This window comes from Ewingella americana ATCC 33852, from assembly GCF_000735345.1.
GTDB classification, from domain to species: Bacteria; Pseudomonadota; Gammaproteobacteria; order Enterobacterales; family Enterobacteriaceae; genus Ewingella; species Ewingella americana.
The window spans coordinates 20,398-43,444 of sequence record NZ_JMPJ01000037.1; the positions used below are offsets into that span (position 1 = coordinate 20,398).

Annotated in this window: 17 protein-coding genes; 7 read left to right on the forward strand and 10 right to left on the reverse strand. The window is 52.4% G+C overall.

What is annotated here, in order from left to right:
- Window positions 1–33 precede the first annotated feature (33 nt).
- A complete protein-coding gene (locus tag GEAM_RS05770; protein WP_034789426.1) occupies window positions 34–1,134 on the forward strand; it encodes an efflux RND transporter periplasmic adaptor subunit in 1,101 nt (366 codons plus the stop codon).
- Window positions 1,131–4,199 (forward strand): efflux RND transporter permease subunit, encoded by a 3,069-nt coding sequence (locus GEAM_RS05775; RefSeq protein WP_034789427.1) that lies wholly within the window; start codon window positions 1,131–1,133, stop codon window positions 4,197–4,199. The genes GEAM_RS05770 and GEAM_RS05775 overlap by 4 nt, the downstream gene beginning before the upstream one ends.
- Before the next feature lie 72 nt (window positions 4,200–4,271).
- Here GEAM_RS05775 and GEAM_RS05780 read toward each other — a convergent pair whose 3' ends face one another.
- Both GEAM_RS05780 and deoD read right to left on the reverse strand, forming a co-directional pair.
- Entirely contained in the window at window positions 4,272–5,804 is a 1,533-nt protein-coding gene (locus tag GEAM_RS05780; RefSeq protein WP_051899419.1) for a purine-cytosine permease family protein, read from the reverse strand.
- A 22-nt stretch (window positions 5,805–5,826) separates the two neighbouring features.
- On the reverse strand, window positions 5,827–6,537 hold the full coding sequence (gene deoD / locus GEAM_RS05785) for a purine-nucleoside phosphorylase (protein ID WP_034789428.1): 711 nt from the start codon (window positions 6,535–6,537) through the stop codon (window positions 5,827–5,829).
- 318 nt (window positions 6,538–6,855) lie between these two features.
- Between deoD and GEAM_RS05790 the strand changes: the two genes are divergently transcribed.
- Both GEAM_RS05790 and GEAM_RS05795 read left to right on the forward strand, forming a co-directional pair.
- Window positions 6,856–7,524: a Crp/Fnr family transcriptional regulator gene (locus GEAM_RS05790; protein WP_034789429.1), complete on the forward strand. Its 669-nt coding sequence runs from the start codon at window positions 6,856–6,858 to the stop codon at window positions 7,522–7,524.
- Window positions 7,525–7,841: 317 nt separating this feature from the next.
- The gene (locus GEAM_RS05795; RefSeq protein WP_034789431.1) at window positions 7,842–8,447 is read left to right on the forward strand and encodes a helix-turn-helix domain-containing protein; all 606 of its coding nucleotides are present in this window, start codon (window positions 7,842–7,844) and stop codon (window positions 8,445–8,447) included.
- A gap of 118 nt (window positions 8,448–8,565) precedes the next feature.
- Here GEAM_RS05795 and GEAM_RS05800 read toward each other — a convergent pair whose 3' ends face one another.
- The 8 genes from GEAM_RS05800 to tssF are packed head-to-tail and all read right to left on the reverse strand — an operon-like array spanning window position 8,566 to window position 17,863.
- The gene (locus GEAM_RS05800) at window positions 8,566–9,054 is read right to left on the reverse strand and encodes a DcrB-related protein (protein ID WP_034789432.1); all 489 of its coding nucleotides are present in this window, start codon (window positions 9,052–9,054) and stop codon (window positions 8,566–8,568) included.
- The gene (locus tag GEAM_RS05805) at window positions 9,051–10,730 is read right to left on the reverse strand and encodes an OmpA family protein (protein WP_034789433.1); all 1,680 of its coding nucleotides are present in this window, start codon (window positions 10,728–10,730) and stop codon (window positions 9,051–9,053) included. The genes GEAM_RS05800 and GEAM_RS05805 overlap by 4 nt, the downstream gene beginning before the upstream one ends.
- Window positions 10,731–11,378, reverse strand: coding sequence for a hypothetical protein (locus GEAM_RS05810; protein WP_034789435.1), 648 nt, complete (start codon window positions 11,376–11,378; stop codon window positions 10,731–10,733).
- A complete protein-coding gene (locus GEAM_RS05815) occupies window positions 11,375–12,712 on the reverse strand; it encodes a GlcNAc-transferase family protein (protein WP_034789437.1) in 1,338 nt (445 codons plus the stop codon). Before GEAM_RS05815 ends, GEAM_RS05810 begins: the two co-directional genes overlap by 4 nt.
- 49 nt (window positions 12,713–12,761) lie before the next feature.
- Window positions 12,762–13,775 (reverse strand): fimbrial protein, encoded by a 1,014-nt coding sequence (locus GEAM_RS05820; RefSeq protein ID WP_034789438.1) that lies wholly within the window; start codon window positions 13,773–13,775, stop codon window positions 12,762–12,764.
- Between the two features lie 6 nt (window positions 13,776–13,781).
- Window positions 13,782–14,909, reverse strand: coding sequence for a type VI secretion system protein TssA (locus GEAM_RS05825; protein WP_034789439.1), 1,128 nt, complete (start codon window positions 14,907–14,909; stop codon window positions 13,782–13,784).
- Window positions 14,910–14,957: 48 nt separating this feature from the next.
- Window positions 14,958–15,983 (reverse strand): type VI secretion system baseplate subunit TssG, encoded by a 1,026-nt coding sequence (tssG, locus tag GEAM_RS05830; RefSeq protein ID WP_034789440.1) that lies wholly within the window; start codon window positions 15,981–15,983, stop codon window positions 14,958–14,960.
- On the reverse strand, window positions 15,983–17,863 hold the full coding sequence (tssF, locus tag GEAM_RS05835) for a type VI secretion system baseplate subunit TssF (protein WP_034789441.1): 1,881 nt from the start codon (window positions 17,861–17,863) through the stop codon (window positions 15,983–15,985). Before tssF ends, tssG begins: the two co-directional genes overlap by 1 nt.
- Before the next feature lie 836 nt (window positions 17,864–18,699).
- Between tssF and tssH the strand changes: the two genes are divergently transcribed.
- From tssH to GEAM_RS05850, 3 genes are all read left to right on the forward strand, one after another.
- Window positions 18,700–21,357 carry a type VI secretion system ATPase TssH gene (gene tssH / locus GEAM_RS05840; RefSeq protein ID WP_034789511.1) on the forward strand — a complete coding sequence of 886 codons (2,658 nt, stop codon included), beginning with the start codon at window positions 18,700–18,702 and terminating at the stop codon, window positions 21,355–21,357.
- Window positions 21,358–21,535: 178 nt separating this feature from the next.
- Window positions 21,536–22,075 carry a fimbrial protein gene (locus GEAM_RS05845; protein WP_034789442.1) on the forward strand — a complete coding sequence of 180 codons (540 nt, stop codon included), beginning with the start codon at window positions 21,536–21,538 and terminating at the stop codon, window positions 22,073–22,075.
- A gap of 152 nt (window positions 22,076–22,227) precedes the next feature.
- Complete coding sequence (locus GEAM_RS05850) at window positions 22,228–22,983, forward strand: fimbrial biogenesis chaperone (RefSeq protein ID WP_034789444.1); 756 nt, start codon at window positions 22,228–22,230, stop codon at window positions 22,981–22,983.
- Window positions 22,984–23,047: the final 64 nt, after the last annotated feature.

Sequence of the window (23,047 nt, forward strand, 5' to 3'; positions counted from 1 at the left end):
GGTTCCTATCCTTTTTGATCAGTAAGGGAACCCATGCTTCGGCTAAAAACTGCCACTATTGCCATTTGTCTGCTGCCTCTTGCCTTAGTGGCGTGTGGCGATGCATCCGGCGTCAAAGACCCCCGTACCCAGCCTCCGTTAGTCAGAGTGGCCGCGGTGACCAGCGGGACGGACTCCGCGCGGGCGTTTACCGGCGTCGTGATTGCTCGGGTACAGAGTGACCTCGGCTTTCGCGTTTCCGGCAAAATTCTCGAGCGACTGGTCGATACCGGCCAAACCGTTAAGCGCGGCCAGCCCTTGATGCGCCTCGATTCTGTTGATTTGGGTCTGCAAGCTCAGGCGCAACAGCAGGCGGTTGCCGCCGCGCGGGCGCGTGCCAAACAGACTGCCGATGACGAAGCGCGTTATCGCGGACTCGTGTCCAGCGGCGCGGTTTCTGCTTCCACCTATGACCAGATAAAAGCCGCCGCCGACACCGCCAAGGCTGACCTCAGCGCGGCGCAGGCGCAGGCCAATGTCACCCAGAACGCCATGAGCTACGCGGTGCTGCTGGCCGACGCCGACGGCGTGGTGGTCAACACGCTGGCCGAGCCGGGGCAGGTGGTGAGTGCCGGGCAAGTGGTGGTTCAACTGGCAAGGGCCGGTCAGCGCGAGGCCATTGTGCATCTGCCTGAGACATTGCGCCCGGCGGTGGGCAGCAGCGCCATTGCCACGCTTTATGGTTCAGGCCAGCAGCCTTCTACCGCCAAGCTGCGCCTGCTTTCCGATGCCGCTGACCCACAAACTCGCACCTTCGAAGCGCGCTACGTGCTGCAAGGTGAGTCGGCCAATGCGCCGCTCGGTTCCACCGTGACGTTAAATATTGGCGACGGAAACGCCACGGATCCGCAGCTGCAGGTGCCTATTGCCGCGATTTACGACGCGGGCAAAGGGCCGGGCGTGTGGGCGATTTCCGGCAAACCAGAGAAAGTGTCGTGGCAGCCGGTTCAGGTGCTGGGACTGACAGACGAGGTAGCAAAGGTGGCTGGGCCATTGCAGGCGGGCGAGCGCATTGTCGCGCTGGGCGCGCATTTGCTGCATGAAGGCGAGGCGGTGCGCACCGACTTACCTACTGCCGCCGGGAGCCAGCCATGAGTGGCGGGCGGTTTAACCTCTCCGCGCTCGCCGTTCGCGAGCGTTCGATCACCCTTTTTCTGATCATTTTGATCACTCTTGCCGGGGTGGTCTCTTTCCTCCAGCTCGGGCGTGCGGAAGACCCGCCGTTCACCGTCAAACAGATGACAATTATTACCGCATGGCCGGGCGCGACGGCGCAGGAGATGCAGGATCAGGTCGCCGAGCCGCTGGAAAAGCGGATGCAGGAGCTGAAATGGTATGACCGCACTGAGACTTATACGCGTGCCGGTCTGGCTTACACCACCTTGTCACTGCTGGACAGCACGCCGCCCGACCAAGTGCCGGAGGAGTTCTATCAGGCGCGCAAAAAAATCGGCGATGAGGCGCAGAATCTGCCCTCTGGCGTGATTGGGCCGGTGATCAACGACGAGTTTTCGGATGTGACTTTTGCGCTGTTCGCGCTAAAAGCCCAAGGTGAGCCGCAGCGCCTGCTGGTGCGTGACGCGGAATCTCTCCGCCAGCGCCTGTTGCACGTGCCGGGGGTGAAAAAGGTCAACATTATTGGCGAGCGGCCGGAGCGCATTTTCGTGTCGTTTTCCCACGACCGGCTGGCGACGCTGGGCATTTCGCCGCAGGACATTTTCTCCGCGCTGAATAGCCAGAACGTGCTGACACCGGCGGGTTCGATTGATACTAGCGGGCCGCAGGTCTTCCTGCGCCTTGACGGGGCTTTCGACAAGCTGGAGAAGATCCGCAATACGCCGATTATCACTCAGGGCAGAACCCTCAAGCTGTCCGACGTGGCGACGGTTGAGCGCGGCTATGAAGACCCGGCGACCTTCAAGGTGCGCAATCAGGGAGAGCCAGCGCTGCTGCTGGGCGTGGTGATGCGCGACGGCTGGAACGGCCTTGATCTGGGGAAATCCCTCGACGCCGAGACGGCAAAAATCAATCAGGATATGCCACTCGGCATGACGTTCAGCAAAGTCAGCGACCAGTCGGTCAACATTAGCGGCGCGGTTAATGAGTTCATGGTGAAGTTCTTCGTCGCGCTGCTGGTGGTGATGGTGGTGTGCTTTGTCAGCATGGGCTGGCGCGTCGGCATCGTGGTGGCCGCGGCGGTGCCGCTGACGCTGGCGGTAGTGTTTGTGGTGATGGCCGCCACCGACAAGAACTTCGACCGAATTACCCTTGGGTCGCTGATTTTAGCCCTCGGGTTGCTGGTAGATGACGCCATTATTGCCATCGAAATGATGGTGGTAAAAATGGAGGAGGGCTACGACCGAATCAAAGCCTCGGCCTATGCCTGGAGCCACACCGCGGCGCCCATGCTCGCCGGTACGCTGGTGACTACCATCGGCTTTATGCCTAATGGATTCGCCCACTCCACCGCCGGTGAGTACACCAGCAATATGTTCTGGATTGTGGGCATCGCGCTGATTTCGTCATGGGTGGTGGCGGTGGTGTTTACGCCTTACCTCGGCGTGAAAATGCTGCCGGACGCCAAACCGCACGCTGGTGGGCACGCGGCCATGTATAACACCAAGCATTATCAGCGTTTCCGCCGCCTGTTGATGAGCGTGGTGGCGCGTAAATGGCTGGTGGCTGCGACGGTGATTGGCCTGTTTGTGGTGGCTATTCTCGGCATGGGCGTGGTGAAAAAGCAGTTCTTCCCAACCTCTGACCGCCCGGAAGTGCTGCTGGAAGTGCAACTGCCTTACGGCACCTCCATTGAGCAGACGGACAAAACCACGACGAAGATTGAGGCTTGGCTGAGAAAGCAGGATGAGGCGAAAATCGTCACGGCTTACATCGGGCAGGGGCCGCCGCGCTTCTATCTGGCGATGGCACCTGAGTTGCCCGATCCCTCTTTTGCCAAAATCGTGGTTTATACCGACAACGAAGAGACGCGCGAAGCCTTGAAAAACAAGATTCGTCAGGCGGTGAGCGACGGCCTTGCGCCAGAAGCTCAGGTTCGCGTCACCCAGTTGGTGTTCGGTCCGTATTCCCCTTATCCGGTGGCTTACCGCGTGATGGGGCCGGACCCTGCTACGCTGCGCGACATTGCCAGCAAGGTGGAGTCGGTAATGCAGGCCAGCCCGCTGATGCGCACGGTGAACACTGACTGGGGAACCCGCGTGCCAACGCTGCATTTCGCGCTGGATCAGGATCGCCTTCAGGCCGTGGGCCTTAGCAGCAGCGCGGCCGCTCAGCAGTTGCAGTTCCTGCTGTCGGGTACGCCAATTACCTCGGTGCGTGAGGATATTCGTTCCGTGCAGGTGGTCGGGCGAGCGGCGGGGGATATTCGTCTCGACCCGAACAAGATTGCTGGCTTTACGCTGGTGGGGGCCAATGGTCAGCGCATCCCGCTGTCGCAGATTGGCCATGTGCAAGTGCAGATGGAAGACCCAATCCTGCGCCGTCGTGATCGCACGCCGACCATTACCGTGCGCGGGGATATCGACGAAAGCCTCCAGCCGCCGGACGTCTCAGCGGCGATCAGCAAACAGCTGCAACCTATTGTGGCGTCGCTGCCTGCCGGGTATCGCATTGAGCAGGCCGGTTCGATTGAGGAGTCGGGCAAAGCCTCTAAAGCTATGGCGCCGCTGTTCCCCATCATGATTGCTCTGACGCTGCTGATCATTATCTTCCAAGTGCGTTCGATGTCGGCGATGGTGATGGTCTTTATGACCGCGCCGCTGGGGCTGATTGGCGTGGTGCCGACGCTGCTGCTGTTCAACCAGCCGTTTGGTATCAATGCTTTAGTGGGGCTGATTGCGCTGTCGGGGATTTTAATGCGTAACACCTTAATCCTGATTGGGCAGATTAAGCATAATGAGCAGGAGGGGCTGAGTCCGTTCCACGCCATTATTGAAGCCACGGTGCAGCGCGCCAGACCGGTGCTGCTCACCGCGATGGCGGCGATTTTGGCCTTTATTCCGCTGACCCATTCGGTGTTCTGGGGCACGCTGGCTTACACGCTGATTGGCGGAACCTTCGGCGGTACCATCATGACGCTGGTGTTCCTGCCTGCGATGTACGCCATCTGGTTTAAGGTTCGCCCCGAGAAGCAGCCCGCTTAATTCACCCGGCCTGCTGTAATAAAAAAGCCCGCCTAGGTCAACTTAGGCGGGCTTTGTGTTATCTGCGAGCCGTTACAAGGTTCTTTGCGGCTTCAGCGGTTGGGCTTTGGCCGTAGACGTCGGCTGAGAAGTGATACCCGGCAGGGCAATGTTCAGGCCGAAGGTCAGCAGGGCGTAGATCCCGCCGCCAACCAGCATCGAGACAATGACGCCGATATTCGCGGTGGCAAACACGCTGTGGCGCGTTTCGTCAGTCAGCAGGAAGCCGACGATGTGCGCGATGTACGGGTCGCCCGACGTGATGGTGCCAAGGCCAACAAGGGTGGCGGTAAACAGCGCAACCAGCGCGGTCCAGCGACCATTTCTGCCACCGAAACCGGCTTTGTTGGCCATCGTAATATCCCAACCCAAACGTTTCTGGCGCAGGAAGTCGATCAGTTCAATCGCCCCCGCCGAGCCCATCACCACCGAGATTGACGCCAAGAATGATTGGAAGGTGGAGAGGAAAGAGTCGGAGATAAACATCAGATAGAACGCGCCGAAGCCGATGATAACCGCGTTCAGCATGGTGGTGGTGGCACGGCTGGCAGGAATGCCCAGCGCCAACAGCGCCAGCCCTGAGCTGTAAACGCCGGTGATCGCCGCCGCCAGCAGGGAGATGATGATAACGATGGAGAATGGCACGTAGAACCAGAACGGCAGCAGGTTAGTCAGCGAAGCAATCGGCGCTTGCGCGGCGGCGGCGCTGAGGTCCGGGTTGCTGTCGGCCAAGAACGCGCCGAGGATCAACAAAATGCTCACTGGCAGCGAGATGCCCGCGGTGGTCCAGAAAATCACTTTGGAGGCCGGGGTTTTCTTCGGCAGATAGCGCGCAAAGTCGCCGCCGTAGTTAAGGAATCCCAGCCCGACCATGGTCATCGCCATCACCACGCCGCCGATGTAAGTCAGCAGGTCGCCGTGTGCCGCGCCGTGGCCCAGCTTGTCCCAGTGAATGTGTGGCAGCATCAGGAAGATAAAGATGATGCTCATAAAGCCGGTCAGCCAAGCGATATATTTTTCGACTTTCATGATCAACTGGTGGCCATAAACCGCAATCGACATGGTTAATGCCAGACTGAGGATAAACCAGCCGAGGATGCACATCAGCGTCGGTTTGCCGTCTGCCAGCGCAAAGGCGCTCGGCCAGAGCTTGGCAAACAGCGCCGCGCCGGTGGAAGAGGCGAGAGTGATCAGGGTGATTTTCCAACCCATATTGGAGATGTAGGCGAACAGGGTTGGGAATTTATTGCCGTGATAGCCAAAGCAGAAACGGGTTTGGGTCAGAGTCGGTAAGCCGGTTCTTGGGCCGCCGACCGCCAAAATGCCCACCAGAATGCAGGAGAGCAAGTAACCAATAATCCCGGCGGAGATCGCCTGCCACAGGCTTAGGCCGAGTGAATAGACATACACCCCGTAGGCGATGCCGAGGATGGAGACGTTCCACGAAAACCAAATCGGGAACAGCCCGGAAGGGTTGCCGTACCTTTCGGATTCAGGCACGGCGTTAACCCCGTTGGATTCGACTTTTAAGCCGCTTGGTGCAGGTGAGTGTGTAGAGTTCGTCATCGGATAAGCCTTATAAATAAGATCAATCGCTGAATATTGCTGTCTCTAAAGCCAGCTCAAACATGTTGTCTAAGGTTTTTTGTAATTGTTCTGCGCTTGGCTCTTCACCGGTGATGCTATTGACGCAGGCGGTCAACAGGCTTAGGGCTTTGGCGCGGTACTGCGCGGCGATGGTATAAAGCGCCGAGGTTTCCATTTCTACTGCCAAAATATTCATTTTTTTGAGGGCAGGGAGCATGCCTTCGGGTTTGTCATACAGCAGGTCGTTGGTAAAAGTGTTGCCGAACTGCGCGGGCAGTTGGCGATGCTGCGACACCGTCCAGCAGCGGCGCAGCAGGTCAAAATCGGGCACGGCGGCGAAGTCATAACCGCCAAAACGGTCGCGGTTGGCGGAAGAAGATGTACCCGCGCCGGTGGCGACAATCACGTTGCTCATGTCCACCGTGCTATCGACCGCGCCGCAGGTGCCGATGCGAATCAGCTTCTTCACGCCAAATTCGTTAATTAGTTCATGGGCATAGATAGAGACTGACGGAATTCCCATGCCGTGGGCCATCAGGGAAAGCGGTTTGCCGCGATAGTAGCCGGTGAAACCGAACATATTGCGGGTATCACATACGCGTTTGGCGTCAGTCAAATAGGTCTCGGCGATGTACTGCGCGCGCAGCGGGTCTCCCGGCATGATCACGGTTTCGGCAAAATCGCCTGGATTAGCATTAATATGTGGCGTCATCTGATGACCTCCTGACTGGATTTAGGTCATCATGGTAGAAAGCCCTTCGCGCGCAGAAAAAGGCAAATGTCCGACCCTAGCCGACGGCGATCACAAAATTGATTTTTCCTTGCCTGCGCGGCTATGGCGGCGGGGCAAACTGGTGTAGGAGAAAGGGCAGATAGGGCGAGGATTGTGCAAGGGCGTTGTTGACAAGGATGATGGGCGATCGTTAGTCTCAGCAGCCCCTCGACAGGTGCGCGGCGTGCTGGGCAATCATCAGGATTTTGGGTTTCTACTTTATCTCTTATTTCGGGCCAGTCCGAGAGCGACGACATCATGACAATCATTCAGCAATACGCTCAGCGCGGGTACAAAATCCTGCGCGACGCGGTCCACGCCGCGCCGTTAAAAGACAAAGTGATAGGTCCCGATGAGTTCATTTTGCGCCAAGGGGAAGAGATTCAGGCGCTTTACTGGATAACCCTCGGCGAATACACCATGCATTACAATGCCGAGAACGGTAAGACCTTCAGCCTCGGCCAGCGCTTTGTTAGCGACACTATTATTGGTGAAATCGAATACCTGACCCAAACTCCCAGCCAGTTTTCAGTGGTGGCCCACGAGTCGATGACGGTCAAAGTGATCCCGTTGGCGATGATGGACAACATTCTCACCAGCCATGTGGAAGTCGGCGTTTGGCTCAGTCAGTTGCTCTCAACCAGCTACCAGCGCGGCATGGCAAAAACCATGGAACGCTTCTTACAGCCACTGGTGTTTAACATTGTCGCCGACCTGTATGAGCGCTACCGCCAGCAGAAGCCGCTGGTGGATTTCTCTCAGGTTTACCGCGAAGCCGAGCGCTTTGGCTGCTCGGAGCGTACTTACCGCCGGGTGATTAATCAGCTGATTGAAGAGCAGTACATCCAGAAAGTCGCTAACGAATATGTTATCTGCGACATTGACAAGTTCCGCCAGATATTGACCCATTCGGTTAGGGTGGGGTAATGGGCGCTATTTGCTCGCCAAAAATAATATTATGAATTTATTTTTATAGATGTTATGGCTAAAAAATAATTCAGACAATACATGGGAATTTTCGTAGGCAATGGATTACACGGCCTGTTGTAATGTCCTAAAGTGCCGCACTTCAATGGATTCGCGTTGCTTTCCAACCTCATCTTAGTATCCTTTCCTGCGTAAATATCCAATGTCATCTTATGTGTGTTCTTTTGAGTCACTGTATGGAACAACTTTAATGATTATCTTTTACTGTTCTCAGAACCAAGTAATGGAGAAGAGTAGATAAAATAAGGAGTATAAGCATGTTCACCGTGGCGATTAATACCAAGAATTTTTTCTATGAACAGGGATTGCTGGCTTTACTTAATGTGGTGTTTAAGGAAGAGGGTGGCGGAAATCTTCCCGCAGTCTCATTTTGCGAACATCGCAGTGGTGGTAAAGAAAATATTCTGTTTAAAGACAGTATGGCGATTGTGAATATCTTCATGGAGAGCAGTGAGTCTATCAGTGATCCCTCGGGTAGCAATAACCCCATGATGACCATAAATATCCCCTTCAATAGTTCACGTTTAGATATCTATGACGTTATGTCAAAAATAAAGAAAGTGCTGACCATTTCACGGTTAAGTTGTAAAAGCGCATTTAATAAAGAGTTGTTCCGCCGCCTGCGTTTAAGTGATTACATTCAGCTTTCTTCGATTGAGAGTGAAATTGTTTCATTGACCGGCAAAGGGCACGACATCGGCCATATCTCTAAGGTGCTCGGGCGTTCGGAGAAGACCATTCTGACTCATCGGCGCAATGCGATCAGGAAGTTAGGCGTGCTGAATCGTCTTGAGTTTTATAACTATGCCTCAGATATGCAAAACAATAATAGTAGCAAAGAGGCTATTTTTATTTGTGTTTAATGCTATTCCAGCGCCCGTAACCTCTTCTCAATTCTGCTTATTACCTCTCAAGTAAATATCCTTTTCTCGCAGCACGCTAAATTATCTTAGTTAGCGTGCTGTGAGTATTATCGTGGCATCAATCTTGATGAAACCCCGTCTTCGGATTAAAGCTATTGATGATTTTTACATAGTGCTTGCGCTGGTATTCGGTAAATTCCTCGCCCGTGGCAGTCAAAGTGAAAATAAGAATCGCACGGTTGTCCGGGTTGTAATCACTGTGACGCGGTAAAAGCATAATAGATTGTACCTGACGGGTTCTTTCTCCATCCTGCAAGAAGTTATTCGCTACCTGTACCACCGGCAGTTTAGCCGGGCCAATGGCATGGGTGAGCATTTTCCCTTCGACCTGAAACCCTGGAAGTTTATTGCGTAAGGCTTCAATCTCTTTTTCGCAGAAAGCCTCGGGCGTTTCGTCTTCTACCAGCATGGCGCGGTTGATAATAATATTATATTCATTATCTTCCGGGTCCCGGTATCTTAATATGTTGACCGTCTGCTCCATCACCGGCGCGTTGGTCAGGAAGCTCCCTTCATACATGGTATAATTGGCTATTTGGTCTTTCATTTAATGTCAGTCTCCATCTCTGGTTCATTGCTAGGTATTAACAGAACGTCAACGCGTCTGTTTTGGGTTTGTCCTTCCTTGGTGGCATTAGAAGCGATAGGTTCTAAGGCTCCTTTTCCCCGAATGATGAAATCATTAAAAGTATGGGGAGTGTATTTGAGTAACCAGTTACGCACGTTGATTGCACGCTGTTCGGAGAGCGCCAGATTGAAGGCATCTGAGCCGGTATTGTCCGAGTGGCCGACAATCAAAATCTTCCGATCTGGATAGCTTTTCAGCAGCACTAACAGCGGCGCCAGCGTCGGGTTGTTTGGCGATTTGTCTTTTAATTCCGCACTGTTGGAGTCAAACATCGGCGCGACAAATGAAGAGCTATAGGCGCGGATGTTTTCATATTGATCAATGCGACTTTCGACCTTTTTCAGCATTGGCCGACACTGTGACAAGCCCCAGTGGGTGATATCGGCAGCTTTAACGCAGCTTGATAATGCCTCGCCTTTAGCGGCCAATTCTTTCAGGCTGCTGCCAATGCCTTTAACCGACAGCTCATCAATCTTGCCCAGCGCCACCATCTCTTGGGCAAATGCCTGTTGGCGGCGCTGTTCCTCAAATCCGGTATGCAGGATATGCACAGCCAAAAGCAGAGCGGCAAGGCTGAGGCTCCATAACCATTTTGGGCGCGGAGCAGGCAAAGGCGCGCGCGGTTTTATCACGTGGATCACCCGTGATTTTTGGGTATTGATCACCTCGGGTAAGGGCGGAAGAGATAATGACGCCCCCAGACCGGGCAGCACGCCAAAGGTGCTCTCCAGCCAAGCGGCCCATGCTCCATGGCGGATAAAGCCTTTGCCGTTGTCGGTCAAGATGACGTCGGTGAGCCGCAACGAGGTCGCTTGAAACAGCGTTTGTAAGGTCTGAGCAATGCCCGACTCGTTAAGCCAATCAAACAAGCTTTGCCCCAAGGCGTGGCGCTGGGGGGAGAATTTCTTGCCGAGAAAACCCTGCAACTCCAGCTGCTGGTTGAGCTGTGGAAAGGCCTGCGCCAGACTGATCTCGGTATCCCGCGCGAAGTTAATGTTGCCGGTCCAGTAGGCATTATTGGAATCATGGCTGAGGCGCTGATTGCTGAGTTGCGCATAGATAGCGAACACGCAGGAAAGCGGTGCGCGCAGCGATAATCCGCTGAAGGTGTTCTGCCACTTATTCAGCTGGGAAATAAGCACTGCGTCAGTTTCATAGACATCAGGTAAGAAGGGGAAGAAACCCACAATCTGCGCTGATGGATGAAACTCGGCAATATAGTCAAGGCGGCGTTTCAATGCCTCGGGGCTAGGGATGAAAATCCACACCGCGTTGCTGGAAAAGCGCGTGCTGTCCTTGGCCTCGGGGTCGTTAAACCATTTGGCGGCGTAAGGCCCGAGCAGCAAAATAACGCTATTTTCCACCTTTTCTACTTCATCGACGTGGGTGGCGATCGGCTCAGAGGGCTGCTGTTCTGGTTGTGGCATTTTCAGCCGGTAGTGCCAGCCAACGGTGACAGTCAGCAGCAGCAGAAAGAGGGTGAAAGTCGCGTTATTGGCCGTGGTATTCTCTGAGTAATAGAAATTGGCTATTAACATGCCGCAGGATGCCAGCCACAATAGCGGCAGCACTGTATTGGATTTAATCGTCGTCATTTAAGATGGGTTACCTAAATAATGCGAACACAAATACCAGAGTGACAGTATCAATAACAACGTGGTCATGATGGGCAGCGCAGGCGTGTGCCAGAGTTGGCGTTTGTTAGTAGATATTTCCACCTCGTCTGTTTCTTCTATAATAAACCTTTCCTCAACCTGCGATCTGCCCGTTATATCATCGTCCTGCTTTATAGGTTCTGGCTTCACTAATTTGTGCTGATATAGCGCCAAGAGTTGCAAGCTATGCTCATCGTTTTTATGCAAATTGCAGGAGAGGGCCAACAGCTTGATGGCATATTGGCTGATGGTTTCATCATGACTGTTTAATAATGCTTCGAGGCTAATGTTGTCAGTTAATGCTGGCGTAGGGTAACCATAGAAATGGTGCAACAATAAATAGTCATCCCATTTTAAATCTTTACTTTGCAGGCTGTGACTCACTCGTATATCGAGATAGTGACATACTTGATGACATAAGCGCTCTACTTCAATAACCAGATGTTTTTCCGCTTTAAGGGAAAAACTAAACTGTTCAATCAGTGTAATAAGCTTTTCCTGAAAATCAGACAGGGAAGGAATAATCCCATCGAAGGATAACAGGGTATCTGCACAGGTTATTTTATTAAAAATATCGTGGCTTCTCACCAGTTTTTCTCCAAGGTATCACCCCAGCCGTGCGCCCGAATATAAGGACAAATTCTAATCATGCGCGAGGAGGGGGAAGTTTCCGTATTAAAGGTCAGTTTCACTTCAAAACTTGAATCATCAACAGGGGTGATCACGCCCTTCATATTGTTAATATCGACCTGTTTGGTCATCAGTTCGACATTGTCCGGGGTATAAACGCCGATGTGCCAAAAGTCGACATCCTCGCGCAGGAAATCAGCCTCGCTTTTATCAATTTTCAGCGTTTTTAAATTGACGAAAATTAAGGCTTTCAACCACTGTTCATGGGACTGCGGAAGCTCAGCGAAGTAGCTGATTCTATCCTTGCCAATGACCTCGGGATGCAGAGTGCGCTGCTGGAAATTCGCCCCAATGCGATACTCAAACTCCTGCAATATCCGCTGGTTACCGAGCGAATAGCGGCCAAGGTCGCAGATTTCATCGGTGGCACCCAGCAGCTTTCTGACGCGGCTTTTCGCGACTTTATCGCGCTCCCACCACGCCATTTCTACCGCGCCATTTTTTTTGGCTTCGTTACTATGGTCACCCCAGACTTTGCTGTGCTCTTTTCGGGTGTAGAAATGCCACAGCAGGATGCGATGAGGCGCATAAATATCGTAGCCATGGGTAAAGGCGCGAGCAGCCATGGCAATCTCTTCACCCATAAAGAAAATCTCAGGGTCATTGGGCACGTCGCGGGCAAAAGTGCCATCGGCAAAGATAAATCCACCGGCTAAATATCCGCAGCGAAGTGGTGTGTTATGATTGAAAGGCACCGAGCCCATCTGCACCATGCCATCGGTCGTGAAGGATTTAGCAATCAGGCGGCTGACATAAGTGGTTCTATTATCATCTTCTCCTGGAATATAGCCGGGCGGATAACTTGATAATACCGGCCGGGCGCTTTTTTCCCGTAGGCTATTCAACATGGCGACCATTTCGCGATCCCAATGGGGAATAAACCGGCAGTGAGAATCTATTTGCAGGAAATAGTCCTGATCCGCAAAAAGCCCTTCGGCCATATATCTCGCCCAGCAGGCACCTTGGCTCTGATAATAATGCACGCTAATCACCGAAATACGTGCGCGATTAAACGCCAGTTCGTGCAGGGGATAACCCCGGTAAGTCGTGGTTTCTACCTTGACCATTCCCTGATTGATGAAAGCCGTAATGTCATTATCATCCTGCCAGAATATGGCAATATTCAAGTTTTCAGGTTTTTCTGCGTTATTGATCATGTCATGCAGCGTCGGGATCAATTCAGGGTCCCGATAGCTGGCTATGCTGACAAAAATAGTCGATCCCGGCTGCATAGTTAATCCGTATAAAATTAAACGTGATAATTGCTTAATCAATCAGTGATTAATTCACTTGCAGAACAATTTCTGCGGCCGCGCTAAAGTTGCCATTTGACGGCGATACCGTAGGTGACACAGGTTCCAAACGCGCGGTCCATTTAAATTCGGCTGGCGCATTGCTGGCGATATTCACTTTCTGTTCGCTTCGGCTGCCATTCAGTGGCAACTGTGCGCCGGTGCTGTCACTGATCTTGATTTGCATCTTGTCGTCGTTGCCGCTGCTGTCGCGAACTTTGATGTAATTCCCATCGGCACTCGGCGTTGAGGTGGTAATGGCGGCGGTGGCGGAATAATGGCCGTAATCTGTGATGCAGGTGATATCGAAATCAAGCGGGCGGTCTACCCCAGCTTTGAGTTTAGCGCCGGTCACCAGTTGGAAATCGACCTGCTTGTTGCTGTCAAAGGTGCAGGAGGGGGTGCTGGTAATGTTGATCGCGCCAATCTGTAGCTGCTGGCCAAAGTTTGCGATACCGGTAGTACTCACCCAGTTATAGGCGATGATCCCGCCGGGCAGAACTTGGTTTGGACCTGGGTTTAACGTTAAGGTCGGTTTGGTTTTATATAACTCGATTCTGAAATAAGAGTTGGGACCATAACTGAAACGGCCAGTCGGGGTGCTAAAACTCATTGGTGCCTGCGAGGGGAATTTACCGAATGCTGGGTTTCCACCGTTGTTCCATAAAGGTTTGATAGCAATACCATCGACATTGGTCGCGAAAAGGCCGCCTCCAAGGTTTGCGCCGAGCATCGCGGTGGTTTCTTTGCCATATAGCTCACCCGTCACACAGTTTATATAGGTAACCGGCGTACCCTGTGCTGAAGTATTGGCTTCTGCACCCGGAATAAATAATGTGGTATCTGCGGGAGCGCCAGCATCAATAGTAATGTTGAGTGGCGCAGTGGTTAACGTAGTCGGCGTGGTCCCTCCATCCGGAGTGGAGAGGTCAATCACGCAGGCCGCATTGGCCTGAGATGCGAGGCCTACACCGGCTAAAATTATAAAAAGTTTCTTAATCATCACCTGTTACTCCTGTCCATCGTTCAATTTAGCAATCAGCTCTTGGGGCATAATTTGCTGTAATTCGACGTAACTTCTGCCGACCGTTTTTTCTGATAAATTCAATAAAGCGCCCACCGGACTGCTAGGCTCCATGGCTTCAAACCACTGGCGTATCTCCTTGATCCGCAATAAAGCCTCTGCGCGGTTTTGAATCCCTTTTGCGGGCTGTGCCGCAGGCAGAGGGGGCGGAGAAGGCGGGGTAAAGGGAAGGTGAATCGGCGCCGTGATGTCGCCCGGCACAGACACCATGACGTTGTTTAGTGGTTCAGCCGGAGGAACATGGCTCGCCTCCAAAGTAGGCTCTGGCGATGTCAGCTCATCGATGCTGTGCGGCACCTCGAACAGGGCGGTAGGAGCAGCAGTGTCGGCGGTGCCAAAATGGCATAACAGCGAGGTTAAGCGGGCAAAGTCCGGGGCAATGTCCGCACCGAGCGTGTTGCTGAGACTGGCCTTTATCGTGAGAAGTAGGGCGTAGGCTTTTTGTAGCGACAGGATGGCGCTCTCTGCACGGGCCTGCCAATCATGCTTGATGGCGTCGAGCGTGCTGGTTTCTAGCGCCCCCTCTTCGCGCGGGAACGAGTGGGCCTTCTCAAACTCTTTGACCGTGATGTGTTGCCCGGCGGCTTTGGGTAAGGATTGGTGGCGCAAGTCAGCAATAAAGCCATCAATGTCTTCCAGCTCGGCAAAGGCGTTAGCGCGCATAAAGGGCTCAAACTCCCCTTCGTCGAACAGCTGAGGTTGTAGCTCATTGGGCCAGGTTGTGAGACACCACGTCAGGGCTTCCAGCCCCTCTTCTACGGCGCGAACGCCAATCTGGCGCAGGCGGCAGCGCATCAGAATGATAATCAGCCGGATATCGCGGCTTTTAGCCAGCAGTTCGCTGCACTTGCGCTCGCAATCGGTCCAGTTGATGGATTCCGCCGCTTCGACAAAATTGCCATATTCCGCCGTCAGCTTGGGTTGCAAGCTGGCTAACAGCATCAGAAATGACGGGTCATACTCCAGACTTTGGCCACAAGGGTGCTCGCCCGCAAGAGGTTGCAGCAAGCTGTGGAAGTACCCGGTGCTTTCAGCAATATTTTGTACATTCATGGTTGTTCCTTTCAACGCCACTGGCAGAGTCGGTGGTGATAATCAGGGTTAATAGCAGTGCATTTCGGGTTCAAAACTCATCCCTCGGACATCCGCCGTGACGTCATCTCTGGCTAACCAACTGGTGTATCCCAACTGGCTGTCGCCCATCAGGGTGGCGGTTGGCACTTCGTCGGCGCTCAACAGCAGCTGCACTTCCCAGGCATATTCGAACCCGATGAAGTTGCGAACCCATTCGCGCAGCACCGGCAAATCCTGACCGGACGGGCTGAATCTCAAATACTGTTGCAAGGTGAGCGGGCCGAGGATCAGCTCGAATTTATGCTGGCGGTCTAACACCGTATCGCCGAGGATCGCGCCGTCTCCGAGCATCATTGCCGAGGCGCCGTCGCCCAGCTGCGTCTGGTCGTTTTTATCCAGAAAGATCCACTGCGGCGCGTATTCCACCATGCGCACCGGCACTTCAAAGTAGTAGTGCAGGGCGCCGACCACCCCTTCAGGGTTGCGCGCTTCGCGGATCAAATGCGCGGAAGAAGCCAGTCGGGCGTGGACGGGTAACTCACTGTTGGTCAGCTCCTGCGGGTCAAGCCCGGCCAGACTGCCGACATAGAAAGAGAATTTTTCGTCATTTTTCCGGTCCAGCGAGGCGGTATCCTGCGAGACAAACCATGCGCGGTAGAGCTGCGAAATCGCCCGATGGTGAAAAATGTCGACGAAATCCGTCATCGTATGGTCATGCAGCTCAGCTCGGGTATAGACCAGCTCGGTCATCTGCAAAGGCATCGCACCGTGCGGCCCCCAAATGCCCAGACCAAAAAGCTGCAAGTCCAACTTGCCCTGTTTCATCTCTACATGAGCAATTTCGCGCGGAGCGAAGGCCATGTTGGCGGTCTGGCCGATACGGAAAGTTTCCTGCGCGGGAAGAAGCGCTTTGCCGGGCGCGGGCATGTCGGGGGTGCGAGCCGCATTGGCGCGCATGATGCTGATGAAGCCCGCATTCCAAGGTTCGGCCTGCTGATACCACGCCTCCAAATTGAAGTTGTCGTCATGCATGACGTTTTCACCCGATGGCATCACAACACTCCTCGGCGGCCCGGGCGCGCCTTCCATTGGCCGACGCGGCCGCGCTGCATGGAGTTCAGTTCGGTTTCGGTGAACACATTAATGGCGGCGTGGCGCGCCAGATAATTTTCCATAATCAGGCCGAACAGATAGGGGCTGATGCCGGAGAATCCTTCTTCATCCACCGTCAGGGTGCAGCGAATGCCGCGGCCATACACCAGCAGGCCGTTGCCCGGCAAACGGCGGATCACCGGTTCGCTCTGGCAGCCCACCAGTGCGTCAATTTGGGTATTGGATTCATGGTCCGAGGTGGTGACAAACAGGCGCAGCATGCTGCGCAGCGACTCGCCGCCGTCGGAGTGAGACATATCGGACAGCGGCAAATAGTTGAAACTGAGCTGACGAATCAACCTCCATGCCGACTCACCGATAGCAAAGGGCGCGCGCGGGGCGCTGGGTTGGAAGACAAAGTGTGCGCCATGTACTGGCGCAGAATCGGACATGGTGAGTTCAAAATTGCCCGTGCTGGAGATAAGCCTTGGCAAGTCACGGTTGGTCACCTGCGCCTCAATCGACAAATAGCGCACATTGTCGCTATAGGGCGCTTCTTGCTGATCGACCAGTGAAACAAACACCTCGGTGCTGGCATAGGGTGTTCGGGTATCATATTTACGTTTGTTGTTTTGGTTGGTTCTCGGCTTACGGGTAATCGAGAAGTAGCGACCAAAGTTGCCATTATCACAGTGCCGCGTTTGATAGAGCGGGTTAAACACCACCTCTTTACTGGTTTCAGCCTGCTGGCCGAACACCTTGGAGATGGAGAAGACCTCATAGTCCAACGGGCGGCTGCGGTCGGGAACAACGTGGAAATCATTCAGTGAGCGATTTAGCTCAATCTTATCCATGCGTTTCTGGAATAGATTTATCACCGGCGTGCAGCTTAAAAGAAAGCGCGAAGGCGCGACGTGGCTCACCAGCTCTTGCGGCAGGCGGTCGAGCAGAATGATGATTTCAGCTTCATTGGTGTGATTGTTGCGCAGGCTTTTCGACAGCTGCGTCAGGGTAAAAAAGTAGAAGCGCTGGCGGCAGGTAAAGTACTCCTGCAACAGATTATGGCCGTGGAAAATGTTCCATGACACCGGCAGCAGGCTTTGGTCCGGGCTGAGCCCTTCAAAGGCGAGCGGGCTGTTGCTGACAACCGTGTCTTCTGCTGTTTCGCCGTGGCCCGCGCGAATAATGGTCGCGACGTGGCTGGCGTGCAGCAGCTCAAAGATATGGGAAACAATCCTTTCATCGCCATCGATATAAATAGGGAGCCGGTCCAACCCTTCAAGCTGGGAGAACTTCAGGTCGCCCACCAGTTTCAACTTAATGCGCAGCGCACCTTTCAGCCGATGATAGGAGATGCGGTGCTTCTCCAGATTCGGCATGTCCGGTGGCACAGAGCTGAGGCGCGCCTCGGTGATTTCCAGTGGCCAGAGCTCGACATCTTGCCCACTGCGGAACTCGCAGCGCGTGGTTTCACCGGGGGCGATATGGGAATAAAACGAGCTGCCGCGAGGGACGTTGTAACCCTGAGTCAGGTCACCTTCTTTCAGATTGGGCTTGAGCTGAATAACCCCCATCGACGGGGTCGGGGAGTTGTAGTTTGGATAGACAATATCAAGCAGGCGTTGGGTCAGTTTAGGAAACTCAGCATCCAGTTTTATCTGCGTTCTGGCAGACAAAAAGCAGAATGACTCAATCAGCCGTTCGACATAGGGATCGGCGACCTCTATGCCATGCATACCCAGACGACCAGCAATTTTCGGATGCTTGTCAGCGAACCCCTGCGCCATTTCGCGCATGAATGTCAGTTCTTTATTATAGTAATCGAGAAATTTGTGATCCACTTACCGCCCCGGTTGTTATGTCAGCTACATTTCGCTCAATACGTCGAAATCTTTTCAATTCATGCTGGGTTATTCCCGGCCTATTGCCATAGATAAAGGATCTGTTTTTCCGCTTTATACTATCGGTATCATCAGCCCGAATTGGCGCCGTGTTGAATTGAGATATTGTGTTTGCTTTATTTAATGTGTCGCTTGGAGAAACCATTTTAAGCACTCACTGATGATGAGCTTTAGCGTTGAAATAGAAGGGTTGAATTGCCTTTATTCATTGCGCTATTAATTGGGGATGAAGTTGTTAGTTGTGGTTTCTACAAGCGTCTTTAATAAGTCAGACTATTGCATGCAAGCGGGAATGGCTCAACTATTTTTGGGTTTTGTATTTGCCTTATAAAGAGGTTTTATGCATAAATCTATAACAAACAATAAGTTGGCGTGTTGTCTTGACTGGGTTTTGAGAATTTAATGCGAGCATAATTCCTAATGGCGACTGGCTGGAATATATATCCTGCGACCATTCAATTTTTGTAGGTCATTTCATTATATTTGTAGGAATTGGACTTCAAATTAATTGGTGGCCTACAAGGGGATGACATTATTACCATGGCTTTCCTACGTTAATGCTAATAGCTTCGAGCGAAATTCCTAAAAAGCGTGATTATTTACTAAACCTGCTTTTGTTTTTAATTTTCCATCCTAACCTGAGTGCATTGATATCTGGCGGCGCATTATCAGGTGGGTTACTTCAATAACCTTTTAATGTACGCAAGCCTGTAAACGAATTACATGTGTAGAAGCACGGTAATGTGAATTTAATTATTGATACCAGGGCAGACAACGTGGCAATTACAAGAAAAAAACTCTTCGGTAAGCTCGATTCAACGCTCTTTAAGGGAATTGAAAGTGCTACCACGATTTGTAAACTGCGCGGCAACCCGTATGTGGAGTTAGTCCACTGGGTGAATCAGCTCTGGCATCAAGAAGATAACGACTTCAAACACATTTTCCGTTATTTCGCGGTCGACGTTGAGATGTTCGAACGTGGTTTAGCTCAGGCGTTGGCTCGCTTGCCGGTGGGCGCGACCAGTATCTCTGATTTTTCGTATCACATTGAATTAGGCATTGAACGCGCTTGGGTCTACGCCAGTTTGGAGTGTCAGGATACCCGTATTCGCAGCGGCCATTTACTGCTGGCGATGCTAACCAATATGGAACTGCGCCGTGCGCTGCTGGCTATTGCCCCTGAATTGGAAAAAATCCCGCTCGAGCAACTGAGCAGCGACCTTAACTTTATTACCCAGGAGTCGCCTGAAGCCAACGAGGCCGCGACCGACGGCAGCTCAATGTACGACGGCGCACTGCCGGGCGAAGCCAGTAACGCTTTGGGCAGCAAAAGCACCGCGACCTTAGCGCAATACACCACCAACCTGACGGCGCTGGCCCGTGAAGGCAAGATTGACCCGGTGCTGGGCCGAAATCACGAAATCAGCACCATGATTGATATCTTGCTGCGCCGCAGGCAAAACAACCCGCTGCTGACCGGTGAGGCGGGTGTCGGTAAGACTGCCGTGGTGGAAGGATTAGCACTGGCCATCGTGGCCGGGGATATGCCGCCCGCGCTGAGCGACGTCAGCCTGCTGACGCTGGATATCGTGGCGCTTTCCGCCGGGGCCAGCATGAAAGGTGAGTTTGAAGCACGTCTGAAGAATGTGCTGGATGAGGCCATCGCCTCGCCAACGCCGGTCATCTTATTTATTGATGAAGTACATACGCTGGTGGGAGCCGGGGGAAGTGCCGGGACCGGCGACGCCGCCAACTTGTTAAAACCGGCTTTGGCGCGCGGCCAGTTGCGCACCATCGGCGCCACCACGTGGAGCGAGTTTAAGCGACATATTGAAAAAGACCCGGCCCTGACCCGTCGTTTTCAGGTGCTTCAGGTCGATGAGCCTGATGAAAATACGGCAATTTGTATGCTGCGCGGCCTGACGCCGGCCTTAGAGAAGCATCATGGCGTGTGGATCATGGATGAAGCTTTGCAAGCCGCGGTTCGCTTGTCGCATCGCTATATCCCGGCGCGCCAGTTGCCCGACAAAGCCATTAGTTTGCTTGATACTGCCTGTGCTCGCGTTGCCGTCCAGCAGTTCTCGCCGCCGTCAGAATTGCAGGCGTTGACCTTCCAGACTGAAACGGCGCAAACCGAGCTGTTATCCCTTGAGAAAGCGCAACAGTTTGGTAAAGGGCAGAGTGAACGCGTCGAAGCCTTGCAAGCGACACTGGCCCAGCATGCTGAAGCGGCACGTCTGCTTGACCAGCGCTGGCAAGCCGAGCGCGAACTGGTGGCGGCGATCAACGCAACCCGCGCGGCGCTGAATGCGTTGTTCACTCAGGAGTCTCCAGAGCAGCAGGCGTGTCAGACGTTACAGCAGCAGTTGGCTCAGCAGGAAGAGCAGCTGGCACAAGTTCGCAGCGTGTTGCCGCTGGTGCAGACCGAAGTCAACGCGACGGTGATTGCCGACATTGTTGCCCACTGGACGGGCATCCCGGTTGGGCAGATGTTGAAAGATGACATCCGCGCCGTGATGGAACTGCCGAAACGCCTAAATGAGCGAGTGATTGGTCAGTCTCATGCGCTCGAGCAGCTGAGCGAAAGTATTATGACCGCCCGCGCCGGTCTAGCTGACCCGCGCAAACCGCTGGGCGTGTTTATGCTGGTCGGGCCGTCGGGCGTCGGTAAAACCGAAACCGCGCTGGCCATTGCTGAAAGTATGTATGGTGGTGAGCAGAATATGATCACCATTAATATGAGTGAATATCAGGAATCGCACACGGTTTCGTCATTAAAAGGTTCTCCTCCGGGTTATGTCGGTTATGGCGAAGGGGGAGTATTAACCGAAGCCGTTCGCCGTAAACCTTATAGCGTCGTGCTATTAGATGAAATTGAGAAAGCCCATGCCGACGTGCATGAACTCTTCTTCCAGGTATTTGATAAAGGCCAAATGGAAGATGGCGAAGGGCGCTTTATTAATTTCAAGAACACGATTTTATTGTTGACCAGTAATGTCGGCAGCGACTTATTAAGTAACTTACTGGCGGACCCGGATACCGCGCCCGACCAAGAAGGAATATTAAGTGCTCTACAACCCGAACTGCTGAAAGTATTTCCCGCAGCATTTCTGGGCCGTGTGACGGTAATACCTTATTTGCCATTACAGTCCAGCGCATTGCAGAAAATTGTTCGTTTGCACCTTGATTGTATTGGCACACGCTTGCAGTCGCAGCATCAATTAACGCTGCAATACGGTGATGAAGTAGTTGAGGATATTGTTAGCCGCTGTTCGGTTGCAGAAACCGGCGCGCGTATGCTCATCAGTTATATTGAGAAGAATATTACCCCAGTGATTGTTAGGTATGTTTTAAGTGAGCAGGAACTTTCACCGGGGCAATGTGTGGTAGTGAATAAAAACGAGAAAGGCTTTGTGATTTCCAGTCATCAGTAACCGTGACTGTATTTGAATAATAAATCTATTATTTGTCTGGTGTTAACAGAGAAGTGTTTTTACTTTCCTCTTTAGAGTGGAAGGCAAAAAAGAATAGGGTGTATTTGGCGAACAGATACTCACTATGGTTATGTAGTTTAATTAATATTTTTATTATCTTAATAAAAGGGTGAAAATTATGCGTAAAGTAAACTTAGCATTATGTGTACTGGGTCTTTCTATTGCTTCTGTTGGCGCTCAGGCAGCAACCAGCGGGACTATTACGTTTAACGGTAAATTAATTTCTGAAACCTGTGCGGTAAAACCGGGCACAGAGGACCAAACGGTTACTCTGCCAACGCTCTCTGCTTTGGATTTCCCTGCTGCTGGTGCCGAGCACGGAAGTAAGGATTTTACAATTCAGGTAGAAAGTTGCGGGCCTTCTATTACTAAGGTTGCTGCTCACTTTGAAGCCATCAATAGCAGTGGTGCTAACGCAGTAACAGGTAACCTGGTCAACACTGCACCTGTCGCTGATGCCGCGGACAACACAGAAATTCGTCTTTACAATATGTCTGATAGCTCACAGGTCCGTGTTGGTAGCACTGGTGAATCCTTTAATGTAGATGCAACAACTCACGCTGTGAACATCGGCTATGCGGGTGGTTACTATTCAACAGGTGCAGCGAGTGACGGTCTGGTGACAGCTCAGGTGCAATACGTACTGGCTTATCCTTAATTGCTATTAGGGTAACTGCTGGCGACTTGTTATCGGATAGATAGCCAGCCATAAAAAGATAACGACTTACTGCGAAGTTTGAAAATAGCGTGGGCAGTAAGTCGTTATAAAGCTCAACTTGCTGATGTCTAGCATGATTATTTGGTAGCGCAATGTCATATAAAAAAATTATCTTAGTATTATCGTTGATCACCAGCAGCATCTCGGTACATGCGGCGATGACCATAAGCGGTACGCGGATAATATTTCCAGCGGACCAGAAAGAAGTCAGTGTACGCACCAATAATAAAGGAACTGATCCAGCCTTGGTACAAGTCTGGGCCGATGACGGCAAAACTAATGCCAACATTAATAATGTCAAAATCCCCTTTATTGTGACACCGCCGGTATATCGCGTTGAGCCCGGTAAAGGGCAAAGTGTTCGTGTGATTTATAACGGCATGGCCTTACCGCAGGATAGAGAATCAGTATTCTGGTTTAATATGTTGGAGATCCCGCCAGTCCAAAAAGACAACGTGGATAAAAGCAAGCTTGAATTGGCTTTCCGCACTCGAATTAAGATCTTCTATCGGCCAGTGGCTTTACAGAGTAGCAGCGTTCAACAAAACGATAAACTGCAGTTCGCTCTGGTTAGCGACGCGCAAAAGGGGCAGGGCATTAAAATTACTAATCCGACGCCTTACTATTTTTCTTTTGAAAGCGGCGAAGTGACGGCCAACGGGATTAAAGTCCCTCTGCAAACAGAGATGCTGGCACCGAATTCCACCTTGGTTTTATATGGGGAAAAGAAAACGTCAGGCATTACGGCAATGAAATATAAAGTATTAAATGATTACGGCGGTCCGGTTGAAGAAAACGTTACCTTTAATCAGGGCACAGGCACGCTGGTCAAAAAAACGACTCGATAATTAATTTTGCAATGAAGTTTCGTCTTAAACAGCAATCCCATCGCGGTATATAAAAATAATGGGA